Source organism: Phenylobacterium sp., assembly GCF_031984885.1.
Classification (GTDB): Bacteria; Pseudomonadota; Alphaproteobacteria; order Caulobacterales; family Caulobacteraceae; genus Phenylobacterium.
The window spans coordinates 181,895-201,483 of the sequence record NZ_DAMABV010000005.1; the positions used below are offsets into that span (position 1 = coordinate 181,895).

Below are 19,589 nucleotides of genomic sequence, written 5' to 3' on the forward strand. Positions count from 1 at the left end.
GCTATCCAAACGGGGGATGCGACGCGCGCCGATGGACCTGAAGCTCGATCCACGTCTCGGGAGGAGCTTCGCCTTGCATCGTTTGTCACTGGCCGCCTGTGCGGTGGCGCTGGCCATGCCCGGATGGTCGCACGGCCAGGCCGCCCCGCCGCGCGCCGAGCTGCTGAAGGCCGCCGAGAGCGGCCGGGCCTCGGCGCTCATCGCCGCGATCGACGACCTGGCGGCCGACCGCGCGCAGGATCGGCGAACCCAGGGACTGGCCGTCTACCTCTGGAGCGGCTTCGGGCTGCCGGCGGTGGCGATCAGCCCGAACGCCTGGGGCGCGCTGGGCGCGTGCCTGGCCCAGGGCGTCGCCGGCGCCTGCGACGGCCCCGGCGCGGCGGGCAAGGGCCAGGCCATGCTGGCGGCGATGACCGGCGCCGAGCCCCTGCCCAAGGCGGCCGAACGGCTGGCGGCGACGATCGGCCAGGCGCCGCAGGGGGCGCCCAGGGCGATGGAGGCCGCCGTCGGCTTTCCGCTGGGCCGGGCCGCCGACAACGTGCGGGCGCTCGACCTGCAGCTCACCGCCTTCGCAGCCCTGGCGGGACCCGCCCCGGCCAAGGCGGACTGCGCCCGCCTGGCGGCCCAGGTCTCCGGCTCGCAGGCCATCGCGCCCCTGACCGGGCGGGGCTTCCCTGCAGAGGCGGCCGAAGGCTTCGTGCTCTCCTCGCCGGCCAACTCCGCGGCGATCGCCGAGATCCGCAGGTCCTGTCCCGAGGCGGCGGGCGCGTTCACCAAGGCCAGGATCGAGCCCAAGCTGCGCGCCGCCGTGCGCCATGCGCCGGCCGAGGTCTGCGGCGCGCGCACCCGCCAGGCCTATCTGGAGCCGAGCCCCGTCACCGCCGGCCTCATGCGCGACACGCCGGCCCTGCAGACCCGCTTCGCCACCTGGGACGAACTTCAACGCATCTCGCGCCTGCCCGTCGCCCAGCAACCGCTCGCCCTCGAGCAACAGCTCGGGGAGACCGCCGCCTTCGGCGAGGTCATCGCCAGCGAGGCGGCCAGCGCCCAGGTCGAGGGCGAGGTCGTCGCGCTCCTGGCCGCGGCCTGTCCGAACCCGGCGGTGGAGCGCCAGGTCCTGGCCGGTATCGAGGCGCATCGCGGAAGGCTGGCCACGCTCGCCGCCGCCAGCGAGGGACCAAGGCTCTGCGGCCTTGCCGCGCGCCGGCTTCTGCACGTCGATGCGACGGCCGCGGTGCGCGCGGCCTTCGAAGGCGCCCGGGAGGCGCCGGCCCTGGGGCCGGCGTCGCAGGCCGCCCAGTCGGCCTGCAGCGGCCAGCCCCAGGTCGCGCAGGCGCTGGCCGCCCTGCCCACGACGACCCGGCTGCTGCTGGCCCGCAATCATCCGGCCTGCAAGCAGGCGCTGGTCGCGGTGGACGCCGCCGGGGCCGGCTTCGACGCCGCGGTGAAGGCGCGCGACAAGGCCGGGGCGAACGCGGCGCTCAGGTCCCTGCAGTCGGCCTGGAAGCAGCCCCCGACGGCCTGCCCCGGAATGGCCGACGACCTGACACGGATGAGCGTGCAGACCCTGGATCAGGCGCAGGGCATCCTGGCCCGCATGTAGGTCCGTTATGGCCGCCGCGCGCAGAGCAAGGCTAAGCTGGCGGCCTTCGAAGTCGCAGAGGGTCATCCTGGTGCATCGCTCATACGATCGCGGCCCAGCGCTCGAGGCGGAGCGCTTCTTCGAGCTATGGGACCGGCTGGAAGACGACCTGGAGACCCGCGGCGAGGCGGCGCTGGAGGCGGTCAGGCGGATCGGCGAGGAGCCGCTGGCCTGTCGCCCGCTGGCGCCGAGCTGGGGCCTGGCGAGCGCCGTGTTCCTCGGCGAACGCCCCATCTGGAGCGGGCCGGCGTGGCGCGACCTGTTCGGCGAGGATGCGCAGAACCTGCCGCGGGCGGCGCTGCGGCCGCCGACGAGCGCCATCGCCTACGCCGCGCTGCCCGACCGCCGGGGCCAGCCGGTGCTGACGGCGTTCGCCCGCGCGGCCGCGGCCAGCGCCTGGCCCGTGGCCGGGACCTGGCGCGAGAGCGCCGGCCCTGGTCAAAAGGGCGCGGTGGTCGCCATGGCCTTCGCGCCCACCCGGTTGCCGGGCTTCGCCGACTTCGCCACCCGCGCCTATGGGCTGAGCGGCGCCGAACACGATCTGCTGGAGCAACTGGTCGCCTCCAGCGACCTGGAAGCGGCGGCGGCGCGGTTGGGGATCCTGGAGGCCGCCGCCCGCAAGCGCGTCCGCAGCCTGCTGCGGCGCACGGGCGCGCCGCGTCGCGGGGCCCTGCTCGCCCGTCTCACCCAGCTCGTCGCCGACGAGAGCGTCTGCGATTGGGCGCGGGAGGTGGGCGTGCGCCGCGCCCTGGGCCTGCCGCCCGCCGAGATGCGGCTGACCCATGTGCTGGCGCAGGGCCGGCCCCTGCCCGAGGCCGCCGCCGAGCTGGGCCTGAGCATCCATACCGTGCGCGACCAGGCCCGGGCGCTGCTGGCGCGGACCGGCCTGACGCGGATGGCGGACCTGCCGCGGCATCTCGCCGAAGCCCGCGCCCTGGTGGCCTTCGCCGAGGCCGACGAGACCGGCCGTTCCGACCGGGAGGGACTGCTGGGCGCGACCCGCATCTTCCAGGCCGGGAACCGCCAGATCGCGGCCGCCGACTTCGGGCCGCCCGACGGCGATCCCGTGCTGTTCGTCCACGGCGGCCTGGGCTCGCGGCGCGTGGCCCCGCGGCTGCGCGAGGCGCTGCAGCAGCGCGGCCTGCGTCCGATCGGCATCGACCGGCCGGGGTTCGGCCTCACCGACGTCGCCCCGGACGGAAAGGCCCAGTTCGACGCCGCCGCCGACGACATGGCCCGGGTGCTCGACCAGATGGGCCTGGAGCGCGTGCGCCTGCTGTCGCGCGACGGCGGGGCGCCGGCGGCGCTCGCCTTCGCGGCGCGCCATCCCGACCGGACGCTGTCGGGACTGCTGATCTCTCCCCGGCCGCCCAGGGCCGTCCCGCCCGGCCTGAAGCGGATCGACGGCTGGGTGAGGATGGGCACGGAGAGCCCCAGCGCGATCGTGGCGGTCTACAGTCTCCTGCGACGGAAGGCGGGCGTGCGGCTCACCGAGACGCTGGTGACGCGCCTCTTCTCGCGCCATCCCGCCGACGCCGCGCTGATCGCCGATCCGGTCTGGCGCCATGCGGCGGTCGCCGAATTGCTGACCTGCGGCGCACGGACCGCCGAGGGGCTGAACGCCGAGCAGACGGCCTACCCGCTCTGGACGGCGCCGACGCTCCCCGGCGCCGCGCCCTGGACGGTGGTCTGCGGCGCGCTCGACCCGCTCTGGGCCGACGCGGCCGGCGAGGATCCCTGGCGCGACCTTCCGGGCCTGCACCACGTCAGGTTCGAGACCGGCGGCCGCTTCATCCAGGACACCCATGCCGACGAGATCGCGGCGCTGGTGGAGCTCGGTATCCAATAGGGGATGGGCGGCCAACCCCGACAGCGGCAAGGCCTGCGGCCAGCGGCGGCGCGACGCCGACGCCCAGGGCGCCACGGATCCGCCTGGTCCGGGCCGCAGGTCAGCGCTCGGCGGCCCATCGGAGGAGCGCCTCTCGACGGACGATCGCCCCGTCCGACCGCTCCCAGTTGACGTCCAGCAGGCCCGGCCGGCCGCGGGCCGACGCCAGAAGCCGCCAAAGCTCGGAGAGCGCCTCGCTGTCGTGCTCGAACTCGACGACGGCCTTCACCGGCTCGTCGGCGGTCGAAGCCTGGGTGACGATCGTCACGCGCATGTCCTGCCGCCCCAAAACACCGCCCCCGCGGCGGTGCGACCATGCTGCCGCCCGGGGCGCGGCGGCTCAATCGGGCGAATCCCTACCAGGACGCCGCCCCCTCGGCGCTTTCGAGCCATTCCCGACAGGCCCCTGCCACGACGTCGACCCGACGCTCCGGCGCCCGGCGTCCTCCCCCGGATGAACCGGCCGGCAGCGCAGCAACGACTGGACGTGACTCTGGCGGCCGTCTTAGCTTGCATCGCCAAGTTGAAGCGGCCATCCAGTCCGTCATCGACCGAGCCGTTTCGTTCTCGCCCCATGATTCCGGCGAGCAGCAACTTCACCCAGGAGGAGCGCTCGTATGTCGATATTCAATGTGGCCGCGACCGCCCTGCTGACGGCGGCCGCGCTTGTGCTCGCCAGCGTCTGGCTGTTCCAGAATTATGGGATCTATCGTTTCAGCCGCAGCGACGCCCCGCTTCCCGCGGCCGCGTCCGACGGCGTGAGGTCCGTCCAGTTTCGCTCGAGCGACGGCCAGATGATCGGGGCGAGATTGGCCATGCCCCAGCCGGGCAAGCCCGTCATCATGAGCTTCTATGGCAACGGCGCCGGCGTGGACGCGTCCTTCGAACGGCTCCGGGCGTTGCGGGAGCGGGGATTCGGGATAGCCATGATGGAGTATCGTGGCTCGGGCGCGACCGGCGGCAAGTCCAGCGAGATGAATTTCGCCCGCGACGCGCTGGCCTTCTACGACCAGCTCGACGAACTGATGGGACCGCCGGCGAACACGCGCGTCCTGCACGGCTTCAGCCTGGGCGCGGGCGTCGGCAGCCGACTGGCGGCGGCGCGTCCGTTCGAAGCCGTGGTGTTCGAAGCGTCGCCCTATCGCACCTGCCTCTATTACCAGGACGCCTATAAGGGCTTTCCGTTCTGTTGGGTGATGTGGGCCGAGCGGTATGACATCGTCGACCACATGCCCGCCATCGGCGCGCCGAAGCTGTTCGTCCATGGCGCGCTGGACGAGGCCCTGCCCGTCGCCCGGGCGCGCCAGCTATTCCAGGAAGCGCCCGGGCCGAAGGAGTATGTGGAAATCCCGAACGGCCATCATGCCGACCTGGCCCGGCTGGGGCTGGTCGATGCGATGGAGTCCTTCATATCCAGGTCCGTGGCGCCCCCGTCCTGAGACGTGATGCGGCTCTCGATCATTTTCGCCAGCACGCGGGCGTTCTGGTCCCTCAGCATTCCCATGTGGTCGCCGTCGACCCACGGCGTCTCGACGGTCGAGGGGTTGGACACGGTCCCCCAACCCAGGGTCGGATCGAGCTCCAGGGTCCGGCGCTCCCGCAGGCGCTGCGGTCGGGTGCGAAACAGGGTGACGGGGGCGCCGATGGCGCCGCCTTCGTACTTGCGGGCCGCCGCCATCCAGATCTCCCGCATCACCTGATAGCGAGAGTGCGACAGGCTCGAATTCTCGAGGAAGCGGAGCCTGCGGCCGCGCATGATCTTGCTGCGCACGGCCTTGGCGCGCCGCTGGACGAACAGCGGCAGGCCCTCGCTCCGCAGCAGCCGGAACTCGTCGAGCAGCCGCTCGCCCATCCCCAGTTTGACGACGGGCCGGAATTCCTTGGCGAAGCCCGGCGCGTAGGTGTCGAGCACGAACAGCCTTTCGACCGCCTCGCCGGCCGCCTCGAGCTGGCGGGTCATTTCGAAAGCCGTGAACGCGCCGCCCGAATAGCCGGCGAGCAGGTATGGCCCCTCGGGCTGATGCCGGCGCATGTATCGGATGTTCGCGGCGGCCATTTCCTCGATGGTCTCATACGGCGTGTGGCCGAGCACGCCGCGCGTCTGGAAGCCCACCACCGCGCGGTGGAGCCCAAGCTGCGTCCCCAGTTCGATGAGGTTGTTGACGTTGCCGCCCACGCCGCCGGCGATGAACAATGGGCGCGCGTCGGGGGCCGATCCGGGATGGATGACGGTGCTGGTGTCCCAGTCGGCGTTGGGATCGACTTCGACAGCCTCGGGGCTGGATGTCTCCAGCAACGCCGCGAGCTGGCGCAGCGTCTGGTTGCGGAACAGGGTCGAGATCGGCAGGTCGTGGCCGAACTCGCTGCGGATGCGATCGAACAGCCGCACGGCCAGCAGCGAGTGCCCGCCGAGTTCGAAGAAGTTCGCGGAGGCTGACGTCACCTCCGCGCCCAGGATCCCGGACCAGATTTCGGCCAGCCGCACCTCGGTGTCGCCGCGCAGCGTCGCATCGACGTCGCTTTCCGCGTTCTGGCTGCGCAGGGCCGAGAGGGCGCGCCGGTCCGGCTTGCCGTTGGCGTTGAGCGGGATCTCGTCCACCGCCACGAAGAAGGACGGTATGGAGAAGTCCGGCAGGCGCGAGGCCAGGAAGCCCCGCAGCTCGGCCGGCTGGGGCGCGGCGCTCTGCGCGACGAAATACGCCGTCAGCACCTTGTCCGACTGGCCCTGCGGCACGGAAGCGGCCGCGACCGACTGGCGAATGGCCGGATGGGCGTCCAGCGCCTGCTCGATTTCGGTCAGCTCGACCCGGAAGCCGCGGATCTTCACCTGGGTGTCGGCCCGGCCGAAGAAGCGCAGCACGCCGTCGCCGGGGTTCAGCGTCAGATCGCCCGAACGGTAGAGCTTCAGCGTCGGATCCCAGGGCGCCGTGACGAATTTCTCCGCCGTCAGTTCGGGGCGATTCCAGTAGCCCAGCGCAAGGCCGCGCCCGGCTATGCACAATTCGCCGATGACGCCGTCCGGAACCGGATTGAGGTTCTCGTCGAGAATGTAGATCTGCGTGCCGGGAACGGCGCGCCCGATGGGCAGCGGCATGCCGCGTGAGAGGTCGGCCTGCGTCACCCTGTGCGCGTTGGTCACGGCGCTTTCCGTCGGCCCGTAGCCGTCGATGACGGTGAGGTTCGGGCAGGCGGCCATCACCCGCCCGACATGGGCGGGCGAGACCACGTCGCCGCCGACGATGACCTGCTGCACGCCGGCGAATGTCCGTGGACGGACGTCGGCCACGGCGTGGAACAGCCCTGATGTCAGCCAAAGCGTGTTGACCCCGTGGCTCTGGATGGCGTCGGCGAGCTGGGAGATCGACAGCGTTCCATCCGACGGCACCACCAGGGTTCCGCCATGCAGCAGCGATGCGAACAGGTCGATGATCGACGTATCGAAGGCGAAGGACGAGGAGTGCAACGTGACCGTCTGGTCCGACATCTCCAGCCAGTCGGTGTCGCACAGCATGCGGATGATCGACCGATGCGGCAGCACGACGCCCTTCGGCGTCCCGGTCGTGCCGGAGGTGAACATCACATAGGCGATGGACTCGCCGGTGATCTCCACGGCGGGCGCGGCGGCGGGCGCCTGCGGGAAGTCGCTCCAGTGGACGATCCGGACGCCTTCCTGCGCCGCCGCAGGGCAGTCGCCCAGCAGGACGGCGACGCCCGTGTCGCGGGCCATGAAGCGCAGCCGCTCGTCCGGCAGACTGACGTCGAAAGGCACATAGCCCGCGCCCGCCTTCATGACGCCCAACACCGCCACCGCCAGCGACAACGAGCGGTGGGACGAAATCCCGACCAGGTGACCGGGGCGAACGCCCGATGCCGCCAGCATCGCGGCCAGGGCGTCGGAGCGCCGGTCGAGTTCGGCATAGGTCATGGACTGATCGCCGAAGCGCACAGCGATCTTGTCCGAATACCGGCCCGCGACGCCGCGGAAGACTTCGGTGACCGTCTGCGGCCCCGCCGCGCCGGGATCGGCGTGGACGCCGCTGGCGGGGGCGATCTTGCGGCCGTGCGACAGCAGGGCGGCGATGGGCCGGTCCATCGCGTCCGGGGCTTCGGCGATGGCCCGAAGCAGCCCCAGCACATTGCCCGCATGAAGCCGGATGGTGGCTTCCTCGAAAAGATCGGTCTTGTAGTTCCAGGTCAGCTCCACGCGGCCGGGCGCGTCGAACTGATTGAAGAACAGGTCGAAGAACTCGTGCCCGGTCGAGTTGACCTCGATGCGGGCGGGGGCGGCGCCGAAGGCGATGCTTTCCAGGTCGGCGAGACCGTCGATGTTGACCACGACCGGCGCCAGCAGATGGCGCGTGGAATGGCGCGCCGCCTGCAGGTCGCGCACCAGCGCGCCATGGGTGTAGTTCTGGTGCGCCACGGCCTCGAGCATGTCCCGGCGCGCCTGGCTGAGCAGGTCGCGCAGCGAGGCGTCGCGGTCGATGGCGGCGCGCACCGGCAGGAAGCTGACGCCGTGTGCCACGATATCTTCCAGGCCGTGCCCGATCTGTCCCGCGACCGGAATCCCGACGGCGACATCGGGATCGCCGGTCATCAGCGACAGGTAGTAGCGGAAGCTGGCGAAGATCAGGTTGCGCAGCGAGGTGTCGGCCCGTTCGGCGACGCCGCGCAACGCCGCCTCCAGACCGTCGTCCAGCCGGGTGACGACACGCGCGGCCGCCGTCGTCGGCGCCGCCGGATGCGGCTTGTCGAAGGTCAGGTCCATGACCGGCAGCGAGCCGGAATATTTCTCCAGCCAGAACCGGCGATGCGTCTCGGCCTCGGCGGAGGCGCGCCATTGCGCCTCGGCCTCGACCAGGTCGCTGACCCCCTGAGCCGGCGGCAAGGCGGCGGGCTGGCCGTTCAGGGCCGCCGTGTAGAGCGCGGCGAGATCGCGCATGAGAACGCCGGCCGACCAGCCGTCGCAGACGATGTGATGCACGATCAGCACGAGTTCCGACCGACCGTCCGGCAGACGCAGCGACAGGACCCGCAGCAAGAGGCCGCTCGCCAGGTCGAACGGGGCGCCGGCCGCCTCGCGCATCAGCGCCTCGCGCTGCGTCCCGGCCTGGTCTTCGCCGAGTTGGGACAGGTCGACCTCGTTGAGGTCGAAGCCGCCGCCCTGCGGTCCGATGACGAGCGTCGCGCCTTCGAGATCGAAGGATGCGCGCAGCACCTCGTGCCGGTCGATCAGCGAGCTGAGCGCGGCGTGCAGGGCGGTGCGGTCGATGTCGCCCGCAATGTGCATGGAAAAGGACAGGTTGTAGGCGATGAGCGTCGAGCGATCGACGAGGATGGAGCCGGCGATCTCGCGCTGGCCTTCGGTCATCCCGATCCGCCGCGGCTCCAGACTCCCCTTCCCGCCCGCCGTCGGTTCCTGCGCGGCCTGGCGCGGCGGCGGCGCGCCGGCCCCCAGCAGGGCGGCGAAGGCTTCGAGGCGCGGCGCTTCGAACAGCTTGCCGAGCGGCAGCGACACGCCGAATTCCTTGCGCGCCCGCGCGATCATGCGGACCGCGTTCAGCGAATGGCCGCCAAGCGCGAAGAAGTCATCCTCAGGGGCGATGCCGGAAACGCCCAGGATGTCGCCCCAGATGGCGGCCAGCCGCGCCGTCGTCGGGTCGGCGATGTCGTGCTCGGGCCCGCTCTGCAGGCGCGGCTTGCCGGCCTGCGCGGTGTCCAGCATCGCCAGCCGCAGCAGGTCGATCGAGACCGGCGAAACCACGATCTGACGCGCCGTATGATCGAAGACGCGGGCGAACAGCTCCGGCGCTTCCGAACGCCGGATGCCGGTGGAGAGAATCTGGCTGCCGACGCTCCGGCGCGGCTGCGCCCTGGCGAGGCCGCCCACGGCGATCGCGCGCAGGGCGAAATCCTCGATCTGCACCAGCACCTCGCCGTCCATGTCGCAGATGACGACCTTGAACGACGCGAACCGCCCCGCCTCGCTGGCGATCATCTCGGCATGGGCGACGATGCGCTCCGGCAGCGGCGCGAAGACCTGCACCCTGCCGGTCGACATCGGCGCATAGAGGCTGCCGTTCGGGGGCACCATTGCAAGGCCGATGGTCGCCGCCATGTCGAGCAGCGCAGGATGCAGCGGGTGGACGGCAAGGTCGCCGCGGAAGGCTTCGGCCAGCGCGAACTCGCCCACGACGCGGGACTGCGCCACCCGGATGTCGCCGACGCAGTTCCAGCGCGGCCCCAGGCCGATCAGCTTGCTCTGCACCGGCTGGCCGCTGAGGGCCGAGATCGGCCAGTCGGAAACGTCCATCGGCTCCGGGCGGGGCGCCGGGGCGTCCAGCGCGACGATGCGGGCCCGCATGTGTTCGACCGGCTCCGCGCCCGCTCCCACGCCGCTCTCGATGGCGAATTCATAGCCGTCCGGCGCGGGGGCGAGCCGCAGCACGATACGGCGCGGCATGCCCTCGAAGGTCATGGCGGTGGCGAATTGCAGCGCGTCGAGCGCGAAGGGACGCTGCATCATCACCGCGCCCGCGGCGGCGTATGCGAGTTCGATATAGGCCGAGCCCGGCAGCACCGGCGCGCCGTCGACGGCATGTTCGGCGAGGCGCCAGTCGGTTTCGGGATCGACGACCGTCTCGAACAGGATCGAGCCGTCCGCGAGATCCTTGCGGCCGCCGAGCAGCGCGTCGCCGCCCGCGACCACGCCGGCGCCATAGGCGCGCGCGGCCATTCCGATGTCGCGCCAGGCCCCCCAGGCGATCGAGAACCCGTCCTTGCGGCCGGCCGCGATGGCTTCCAGCCCGGCGTTGGCGCCCGCATAGGACGTCTGCCCCGCGCCGCCCAGCAGCACCGAGGTCGAGGAGATGACCGCAAAGAAGTCGAGGCTGCCGTCGGGGTAGAGCCGGTCGAGGGTGCGGGCGCCGGTCAGCTTCGGCTCCATGACGGCGAGCGCCGCCTCGAGCGGCTGGAGGGCCAGCGGCGCATCGTCCAGAACGCCCGCCGCATGCACGACGCCGTTCAGCGCCCCGAAGCGCTCGGCGACGGCGTCCAGCGCCCGCGCGGTCGCCTCGGGATCAGCCAGGTCGGCCGTGACGAACATGACTTCGCCGCCGCGCGCCTCGATATCGGCGCGTAGGGAAGCGTCTTCGCCGACGCTCCGCGACAACAGGATCAGCCGCGCCTGCGCCGTTTCGGCCAGCCAGCGGGCCATTTCGCGGCCGATGCCGCCCGTGCCGCCGGTGATCAGATAGACCCCGTTCCTGCGCAGCCGCCGCGGCAGATCCTGGGGCTGGGCGGGCGGGGCGGAGCTGCGCGAGCGGACGAAGCGGGTCTTGCGCAGCGCCACATGGTCGGCCTCGCCGGGGGCGGCGGCTTCCGCCAGCAGCGCGTCCAGATCGGCGCACTCGCCGAAGTCGACCAGCACCGAGGTCAGCCCGGGGATTTCGCGCGGGGCGACGCGGACCGGGCCGAGCAAGGCGCCGGCCTGGGGATTGGCGACCGGTTCGCCGGCGATGCCGGCCGCGCCCTGCACGACGAAGGTCAGGTGCGTCGCATCGCCCAGGTCCGCCTGTTGCAGCAGGCGGGCGAGAAGATAGGCGCCGGAAAACGCCTTGCCGGCGAGGCCGGGATCGACGCCCCACAGATAGAGGATGCGATCGGGCGCCGATTGCAGCGCATTGGCCAGCGCGTCGAAATCCTCCTGCGCGTCGGGGCGCACGGTGAAGCCCTGGCCGCCTTGGCCGAAGCCCGCGCCGGCCCGGACGGTGACGATGCGCGCGCCGCTCGCGCCCAGCCGCGCCAGCACGGCCTCGGAAACCGCGTCGTCGCCGGCGAAGACCCACCAGGCGCCGTCCAGCCTCGGCGCTGGGCCGTTGCGCGCCTGCTGGCTCCAGTCCAGTTCCTCGAACCATTGCGGCAGGTCCGGCCTGCGCACGAGCTCGGGCGCTTCCTCCGCATCCTCGCGAGCCGCCCCGCGCCCCGGCTCGACCCAGTGCCGGTCCTTGGCGAAGGCGTAGGTCGGCAGCGAAACGCGCGCGCCGTCCACCGGGACGGCCAGCGACCAGTCCACATCGACGCCGTTGGCCCAAAGCCCGCCCAGCGCGGCGAGCGCAACGCCGACTTCGTCGCTCGCGTCACGCGGGCGCGGCGAGGAATAGAGCACCGCGCGGGGCGGAACCGGCGCGTTGCAGGCGTCCAGCAGCGGACCCAGCGTCTGGCCCGGTCCGACCTCGATGACGATGTTCGGCTCACCCGCCAGGACCGTGCGCGCGGCGTCGGCGAAGCGCACCGTGCTGCGCAGGTGCCGCACCCAGTATTCGGCCGAGCACAGATCGTCGTCCTCGGCCCAGCCGCCGCGCATCGAGGACGCCATCGGCACGGTCGGGCTTTCGAACGCCACGCCTGCGAAGCCGGCGCGGAACGGCTCAAGCTGGCCGTCCAGTTGCCGCGAATGAGCCGCGACCTCGATATGGATGCGCCGCGCGTCCAGACCGGCCTTGGCCAGGTCGGCTTCCAGCCGTTCGATGTCTGCGGTCGGGCCGGAGAGCACCGTCGTTTCGTCGGTGTTGATGGCCGCGATATCCAGCCTGTCGCCGAGATAGGGCCGCACGCGGTCGGCCGACAGCGGCACGGACGTCATGGCGCCCTGCGGCGCGTCGTCCATCACCTTGCCGCGCAGCACGACGATCTTCAGCGCATCGGCGAGCCGCATGGCGCCGGCCGCGACCGCGCCCGCATATTCGCCGACGGAATGGGCGAGAACGGCGTCCGGCTTCACGCCCCAGGACAGCCAGAGCTTCGTATAGGCGTATTCGAGGATGAACAGCGCCGGTATCGCATAGCCGGATCGTTCCAGCTTGGCCTTCGCCTCGGCGTCGGCGCGCTCGCGGCGGAACATGACGTCGTAGAGGTCGGCGGGCGCGGTCGGCGGCAGGGCGGCGAAGCAGGCGTGCACGGCGTCGGCGAAGGCCGGGAAGGCCGCCAGCATCCCCGCGCCGGCGCCGGGATATTGCGCGCCGCCGCCCGGATAGAGGAACACGATGCGCGGGGCCCGGTCCCCCGCGCCGCCCTGCTGGCGATAGGCGGAGCTGCGCGCCTCGATCGCCGCCTGCAGTTCCTGCGCATCGCGGGCGGCGATGACGAAGCGCTCGCCGAACGCGCGGCGGCCCTCGCGCAGGGTGAAGCCGATGTCGCGCAGGGCCGGAACCTCGCCGCCCAGCCAGGCGGCCCAGCGCTCGCGGGTGCGGTCCAGGTCGGCCTTCGTGCGGGCGCTGAAGGGAAACAGCCGCCACGCGCCGTCATCGGCCTGGGCCTGGCGGCGCGGCGCTTCCTCCAGGATCACATGGGCGTTGGTGCCGCCCACGCCCAGCGAATTGACCGCCGCGCGCAACGGGCCGCCAGCCTCCCAGGCGCAGCCCTGCGCGACCACGCGAAACGGGCTGCCGTCGAAATCGAACCGACTGTTGGGCTTGGAGAAGTTCAGGCTGGCGGGCAGCGTGCGGTGGCGCATCGCCTCGACGACCTTGATCAGGCTGGCGCTGCCTGCGGCGGTGTCGAGATGGCCGATATTGGTCTTGACCGAACCGATGCCGATGGCGGCCTTCTGCACGCCGCCATAGACCTGCTGGAGCGCGGCGAGTTCGATCGGGTCGCCGATCGGCGTTCCCGTCCCGTGCGTCTCGATATAGGAGATGTCGCCGGGCGACAGGCCCGAAAGCGCCAGCGCCTCGGCCGCGGCCTCGGCCTGCCCGTCCACCGAGGGGGCCAGATAGCTGGCCTTGCCCGAACCGTCGTTGTTGACCGCGCTGGCGAGGATCACCGCCTTGATGTCGTCGCCGTCGGCCACCGCGTCCTCGTAGCGGCGCAGCACCACCAGGGCCGCGCCGGAGCCGAACACCGTGCCTTTGCTGTCGTCGTCGAAGGCGCGGCAAAGTCCGTCCGGGGACAGGATCTCGCCCTCGCTGTACCTGTAGCCGACGCGGTGCGGCAGCTCGATGGTCACGCCGCCGGCGATGGCGATGTCGCATTCCATGTTGAGCAACGAGGAGATGGCCGTGTGCACGGCCACCAGCGACGTCGAGCATGCGGTCTGTATTGCGACGGACGGACCGGTGAGGTTCAGCAGGTAGGACAGGCGGGTGGTCAGGAAGTCCTTGTCGTTGCCGGTGTGGCGCAACAGGAACAGGCCGATCTCCTCGGCCAGATCGGGATTGCTCAGCAGGTTGAACGGCAGATAGGCCTGCATCCCCGAGCCGGCGAACACGCCGATACGGCCGTCGAACCTTTCCGGAACGTAGCCGGCGTCCTCGAGCGCCTCCCAGCCGCACTCCAGGAAATGCCGATGCTGGGGATCGAGGATCGACGCCTCGCGCGGCGAAAACCCGAAGAAGCCCGCGTCGAAACATTCCATGTCCGGCAGGATGTTGGCCGCGCGCACATAGTTCGGGTCGGCAAGCTGCCGGCGGCTGACGCCGCGCGCCAGAAGCTCGGCGTCGGTGAGGCGCTGCAAGGCCGCGCGCCCATCGCGCAGCATCGCCCAGAACTCATCGACATTGCGCGCCGCGGGGAACCGGCCGGCCCGCCCGACGATGGCTATCCGATTACCGGGCGCGGCGGCCGCACCGTTTCGATCCACGTCGTCGCTCCTTGACCCTACCTGCGGCCCATCCTGGCCAGCCGCGCGGCGGCGCGCGCGGCGCCTCGGTCGGCGGCGGTGTTGGCCGGGCCGGCATCGCTCGACAGATGCGCGGCAATCGCGCGAACCGTCGGGAACCGGAAGATGTCCGTGATGGCGATGTCGCGCGCAAAATGCTCCTTCATGCGCCGCTGCATCTGCACGACCAGCAATGAGTGCGCGCCAAGATCGAAGACGTTTTCGGTCACGGAGATCTCCTCGAGGCCCAGGGCGTTCTTCCAGATCGCCGCCACCGCCGCCTCCGTATCGCCGGTGGCCGCGACCATCTCCCCGCGTTCGGAAGCGATCTTGGGAAGCGGCAAGGCCCGCCGGTCGATCTTGCCGTTCGGCGTCATCGGCATCCGGTCGAGGATGACGATCTGCGAGGGCCGCATGAACTCCGGCAGCTTTTCCGCCAGGCGCGCCCGCAGGTCGCGCTCGCTGGGCGGCGACGCGCCCGCCGTGACGTAGGCGACCAGCCGCATGTCGTTCGCGCCGAACTCCACGATCTTCACCGCCGCCTGCCCGACCGTCTCGGCTTCGGCGATGACGGCCTCGATCTCGCCAAGCTCGATGCGGTGGCCGCGGACCTTCACCTGGTTGTCGATCCGCCCGAGGAACTCCAGCGCGCCGTCCCGCTGCATCCGCACAAGATCGCCCGTGCGATACCAGCGCTGGCCGTCGCGTTCGACGAAGCGATCGGCCGTCAGCTCCGGCCGCCGCCAGTAGCCGCGCGAGACGCCCGCGCCGGAAATCCACAGCTCGCCTTCCACCATGCGCGGCGAGACCTGCCCGCCGGGCGCGCGCACGCTCAGGCCGGTGTTGACGATCGGCTCGCCGAGCGGAACCCGCTCGCCCACCGCGTCGAGCACGGCGACCGACGACCAGATCGTCGTCTCGGTCGGCCCGTACATGTTGAGCAGGCGGCCCCGAAGACCATCCCGCAGGTCGCGGGCGAGATCGGGCGGCAGCGCCTCGCCGCCGACCATCAGGCAGTCGAGCTGCTGCAGGGCGCGCTCGCCCGACGCATCGGCGGTGAGATAGGCGGCCATCGAAGGCGTGCATTGCAGATGGGTGACGCCGTTCTGCAGGATGTCCTCGGCCACCGAGCTCTTGTCGCCGAGACCGCCTTCCCTTTCGAGTTCGCTCATCAGGGTGCGGATGTGCTTGAGGTTCGCCAGCACGGTCTCGGGCGCGATGCCGAAGTCGATCAGGCAGCCGATCTCGTCGACGCCGGCCGCCTTCACGTCGCGCACGATTTCCTTCGCCGTTTCCGGCGTGCCGAACAGGCCCGAGCGCCGGAAGTAGCGCTCGAACGCATGATCCAGCAGCGCATCGAGCTCCTCAGGCGTCAGGTCCTCGCTTTCGAAAACCTCCTGCGGGCTGCGGCCCGTGGCTTCGGCCCGCGACACGAAGGTCGGGAAGGTCCACGACGCGCGGCGCACCAGATCGACCGCGCTGTTCAGATAGGACTTCATCGGCTGGCGCGCGGTTTCCAGCACGGCGGCCTCGTTGTCGGAAACGAAGGTGTGCAGCATCAGCACGACGTGGCCGGCGCCCTCGAAACCCGCGGCGGCGCGGGCCTGGCGATAGGCGGCGATCTTGTCCTTCAGTTCCTCGATGGACTGGCCGAGCAGATGGGTGAGCACGCCGCATCCCAGGCGTCCCGCCTCGATGAAGGTTTCGCGGTTTCCCGCCGCCGTGATCCAGACCGGGATCTCCTTCTGCACGGGCCGCGGATGGATGTTCACCGCGACCGGCTTGCCGTCATGGCCGGGAAACTCCACCGCCTCGCCGGCCCACAGGCGGCGAAGCGTCTGGACCATGCCCAGTGCGACCGGCTTGCGCTCGGCGAAGTTCTCGGGCCGCAGGATGAAGTCGTCCGGCTGCCAGCCGGACGCGATGGCGATGCCTGCGCGCCCGCCCGACAGGTTGTCGACCAGCGCCCAGCTTTCGGCGATGGAAACCGGATGATGCAGCGGCGCGACCACCGACCCGGCGCGCAGCTTGATGTTCCTGGTCATGCCCGCCAGCGCGGCCGAACTGATCGCCGGGCTTGGATACAAGCCGCCGAACGCATGGAAATGCCGCTCCGGCGTCCAGATCGCCTCGAAGCCGTTTTCATCGGCGAAGCGCGCGCCTTCGAACAGGACGCGATAGTCGTCGGCGCCTCCCCCCGACTGCGCGGCGAAATAGAACAGCGAGAAGGCGGGAATGTTCGCCTTGCCGCCCGAGCCCTGCAACACGATGGTCGCGCCGCGCGTCAGCGTCCAGAGGAGCTCCAGCACCGAAATGTCGAACGACATGGAGGTGACCGCCAGCAGCCGCGCTCCCCGGTCGAGCGGCGCCACGCGGTCCATGCCCGCGAAGAAATTCGTGACATTGCGATGCTCGATCATCACGCCCTTGGGCCGGCCGGTCGAGCCGGACGTGTAGATCAGGTAGGCCATGTCGGCGGGCGCGCCCTGCGGGCCGGCGAAGTCTCCTCCGGCCGCGTGCGACACCACGCGCGCGGGGTCCAGGAAGCCGGGCAGGGCGGCGCCCGGATCGGCCACCACCAGCGCGGCCCCCGAATCTTCGACCATGAAGGCGATGCGATCTGGCGGGTAGGACGGGTCGAGCGGCAGATAGGCCGCGCCGGTCTTGAGGATGGCCAGCATGGACACCACCAGGTCGGCGCTCCGGTCGAGATAGAGCCCGACCACCGCGCCCGGCCCCGCGCCACGTGCGGCCAACGCGCCCGCCAGGCGCGCCGACCTCTCCTCGAGTTCGCGGTAGGTGAGCGTGCGCCCGCCGTCCTCGATGGCGACGGCTTCGGGCATGTCCTGCGCCGTCTTCGCGATCAGCGCATGGATCGTGTCCGGAATCTCCGCCGGTCCGCCCGCCGCGAGGACCGAGTCGTCATCGCCCAGCGGGAGGGTGGACAACACCGCGTCCGGCCGGCCGAGAAACGCGTTGCAGAAGGCGCTGAAATCCGCAGCGATCGCGCTCAGCACTTCGGGCCCGTAGAGGCCGGGGCGGATGCTGATCGTCGCCGGATCGGCGCAGAGCACCATGTCGGCTTCCGCAGCGTTCGGCCGGCCGGCGACGAGCGCGCCAAGCGCGACGCGGGCCCCTGGCGAGGCCGCCTGCCCCTCGAGCCGCAAGGGCAGGTCGGCCGCCATCGGTCCCTGCGCCCGCGCCCGGCTCAAGGCTTCCGCATAGGCGGCGAACGCCGACTGCGCGGTGTCGCCAGGGTCCAGCTCCACCGCGACCGGGAACCAGCGCGACAAGGCCGAACACGCCGGCTCGGCCGCGATCGCGACCATGACGTGCGACTGGCCGGTGAGGGAAACCAGCCAGGCGGCCCATGCCGCGCCAAGAGCGCCCTCCGACACCTGTCCGATGGCAAGCGGGGCCTGCCCCGCCTTCGCCGCATGATCTCGCGGATACGGAGGAAGAGCGGGGTTGGCGCTTTCGAGCGCGGCCTCCCAGAACGCCTCCGACGCCCCGACGCTGCGCAGCGTCGCAGCGTCGACGGGGACCGGCGCCGCCGCGGCCGCGCCCACCTGGACGTCAAGCCGCGCGGGGCTGACCGCCTCGCCGTCCATGCCGGTAAGACCGCTCAGCGCAACCGCGCCGTCCCCGGCCATCAGCGTGATCGACCCCTCGTCGAGGGCGAGAACCTGACCCGGCCGGCCGCTTCCATCGCCTGCGCGCTCCAGCCTGGCGAGGGCCAGAAGCCGGCCGCCGAGCAGCACCTTGGGCAGGGCCAGGGGATTGCGCCGCGCGCCGAAATCGAGCCCCCGCACCATCCGGCCAAGCTCCGCCGCGGGCTGGGTGAAATCCAGAAGACCCAGATTGGCGGGACGCTTGGCGCGCCCATACCAGCCGCGCTCGCCGCTCAGCGGCATGGGGGCCAGCCGGCCGGCCGCAAGATCGGCCAGCAATTCGCGGAAGGTCTCCTCGCCTGCCTCATAGCAGCGGAGGTTCAGGCTGAACGCCGTCTCGTCCGGCGCGATCGCAAAGCGGCGCGACTTCAGCGCGCGGCCCGCATCGACCGCCTCGACCATCTCATGCCAGGTCACGGCATGCTCGTCGGCGCCTTCGAGGATCGCCCAGGCGGGCGCGTTCAGGCCGCCGCGCGCGGGCAGGGGGCCATCATGGAAATTGATCGCCATCACCCGTGCGCCGGCGAGCGCGTCAGGATGCAGCACCGCGAGGTTGGCGACGCTGAACAGATAGTCGGCCCCGCCCGGCCTCAGCTCCGGCCTGGCGGGGACGCCGAGCAGGGCGTGGCCCTGCTCCTGCGCCCAGGCGATGATCTGGGAGGACGCCGTGACAATGCCCGCCACCTGCCCGCCCGCTTCCAGGAACGCCTCCGCGCAGCGGATCAGAAGCGTGCCGTCCCCTACGAAGTAGGCGCTTTGTCTAGACATTTGGAACCGCCTGAGTTCGGCCATTCTGGTCGACAAGATTTTCTGTCATAGATGAAAATGTCTAGTTACATACTGAACCGGCCAACTTGCTGCGGCGCCTGTTCGACGGTGCGATTTCTAGGTACATGACGACATCTTACCGGTAATAGGATCCGATGCCGGGATAAGTACAGGCAAAAATTCGTTAAATAGCCTTAAACCGAGCCGGTGTAAAAACTAGCGCGACGGACGGGCAGTTCTGGATTCAGCCAGCCGAGACTGACGCAAGGGAAACGAATAGTCCTGGACCTGATCCAAGTTCATCTTTCCACTCCGCTCACAGCAGCGCTTTCGGCATGCCTTTCTCCAGATGAACTGGCCCGGGCGCAATCATTCCATTTCGATCACTTGCGACGGCGCTATCTGGTGGCGCACGTTGCGCTTCGCAGCGTCCTGTCCAGTTATCTGAAGCGTACCCCCTCTGAAGTATCGTTCATAGTGAACGCGTGGGGCAAACCCAGCATTCCCGGAGGGCCGCATTTCAGCCTGGCGCATTCAGACGATCTCGCGGTGATCGCGGTGGATTTCGAGCATGAAATCGGAGTTGATCTGGAAACCGGGCCGCTCGCCTTGAGCAGCGACGAGATGGCCCACGTCCTCTCGCCCGACGAGTTGGCCGAGCGGCGCGAACGCGATCTTACCGCCGCGGATCTCTTGCGGCTCTGGGTCAGGAAGGAAGCCGTCCTGAAGGCCCTGGGCAAGGGGGTCGCGCACGACCCTTCACGCATCACGGTCGGGTTCCCTGCGGCGGACTTCGAGCGATGGCGGCCGGTTTGCGCCGTCGATGACGGCGTGCGGCATGTCTTTCACAGGCTCGACGTCCGCCTGGGCGATGCGACCTGCGCCGTCGCACGACGGGATCGCCCCCCGCCCGCGGGTCCGATCGCATTCAGAAACTGGATCCCGCCGGCGCTCTGAGCGTCC

7 protein-coding genes are annotated in these 19,589 nt (G+C 70.8%); 4 read left to right on the plus strand and 3 right to left on the minus strand.

All coding sequences use genetic code 11. From position 1 onward, the window contains the following. Window positions 1-73 precede the first annotated feature (73 nt). A complete protein-coding gene (locus RTL41_RS09895) occupies window positions 74-1,603 on the plus strand; it encodes a hypothetical protein (protein WP_312163846.1) in 1,530 nt (509 codons plus the stop codon). A 70-nt stretch (window positions 1,604-1,673) separates the two neighbouring features. Then, the gene (locus RTL41_RS09900; RefSeq protein ID WP_312163847.1) at window positions 1,674-3,491 is read left to right on the plus strand and encodes an alpha/beta fold hydrolase; all 1,818 of its coding nucleotides are present in this window, start codon (window positions 1,674-1,676) and stop codon (window positions 3,489-3,491) included. A gap of 100 nt (window positions 3,492-3,591) precedes the next feature. Here RTL41_RS09900 and RTL41_RS09905 read toward each other — a convergent pair whose 3' ends face one another. Then, on the minus strand, window positions 3,592-3,804 hold the full coding sequence (locus tag RTL41_RS09905; RefSeq protein WP_312163849.1) for a hypothetical protein: 213 nt from the start codon (window positions 3,802-3,804) through the stop codon (window positions 3,592-3,594). 343 nt (window positions 3,805-4,147) lie between these two features. Between RTL41_RS09905 and RTL41_RS09910 the strand changes: the two genes are divergently transcribed. Beyond that, window positions 4,148-4,969 carry a hypothetical protein gene (locus tag RTL41_RS09910; RefSeq protein ID WP_312163851.1) on the plus strand — a complete coding sequence of 274 codons (822 nt, stop codon included), beginning with the start codon at window positions 4,148-4,150 and terminating at the stop codon, window positions 4,967-4,969. Here the strand turns inward: RTL41_RS09910 and RTL41_RS09915 are convergent. Continuing rightward, window positions 4,891-14,169: a non-ribosomal peptide synthetase/type I polyketide synthase gene (locus tag RTL41_RS09915; protein WP_312163852.1), complete on the minus strand. Its 9,279-nt coding sequence runs from the start codon at window positions 14,167-14,169 to the stop codon at window positions 4,891-4,893. The genes RTL41_RS09910 and RTL41_RS09915 overlap by 79 nt on opposite strands. 17 nt (window positions 14,170-14,186) lie before the next feature. Further along, complete coding sequence (locus RTL41_RS09920) at window positions 14,187-18,626, minus strand: MupA/Atu3671 family FMN-dependent luciferase-like monooxygenase (protein ID WP_312163853.1); 4,440 nt, start codon at window positions 18,624-18,626, stop codon at window positions 14,187-14,189. A gap of 405 nt (window positions 18,627-19,031) precedes the next feature. On the opposite strand from RTL41_RS09920, the gene RTL41_RS09925 reads away from it, so the two are divergent. Beyond that, complete coding sequence (locus RTL41_RS09925) at window positions 19,032-19,583, plus strand: 4'-phosphopantetheinyl transferase superfamily protein (protein WP_312163855.1); 552 nt, start codon at window positions 19,032-19,034, stop codon at window positions 19,581-19,583. Window positions 19,584-19,589: the final 6 nt, after the last annotated feature.

Coding starts and splice junctions, on each gene's coding strand:
- RTL41_RS09920 (WP_312163853.1), bottom strand. CDS start 18,626: ATGTCTAGACAAAGCGCCTACTTCGTAGGGGACGGCACGCTTCTGATC.
- RTL41_RS09910 (WP_312163851.1), top strand. CDS start 4,148: ATGTCGATATTCAATGTGGCCGCGACCGCCCTGCTGACGGCGGCCGCG.
- RTL41_RS09905 (WP_312163849.1), bottom strand. CDS start 3,804: ATGCGCGTGACGATCGTCACCCAGGCTTCGACCGCCGACGAGCCGGTG.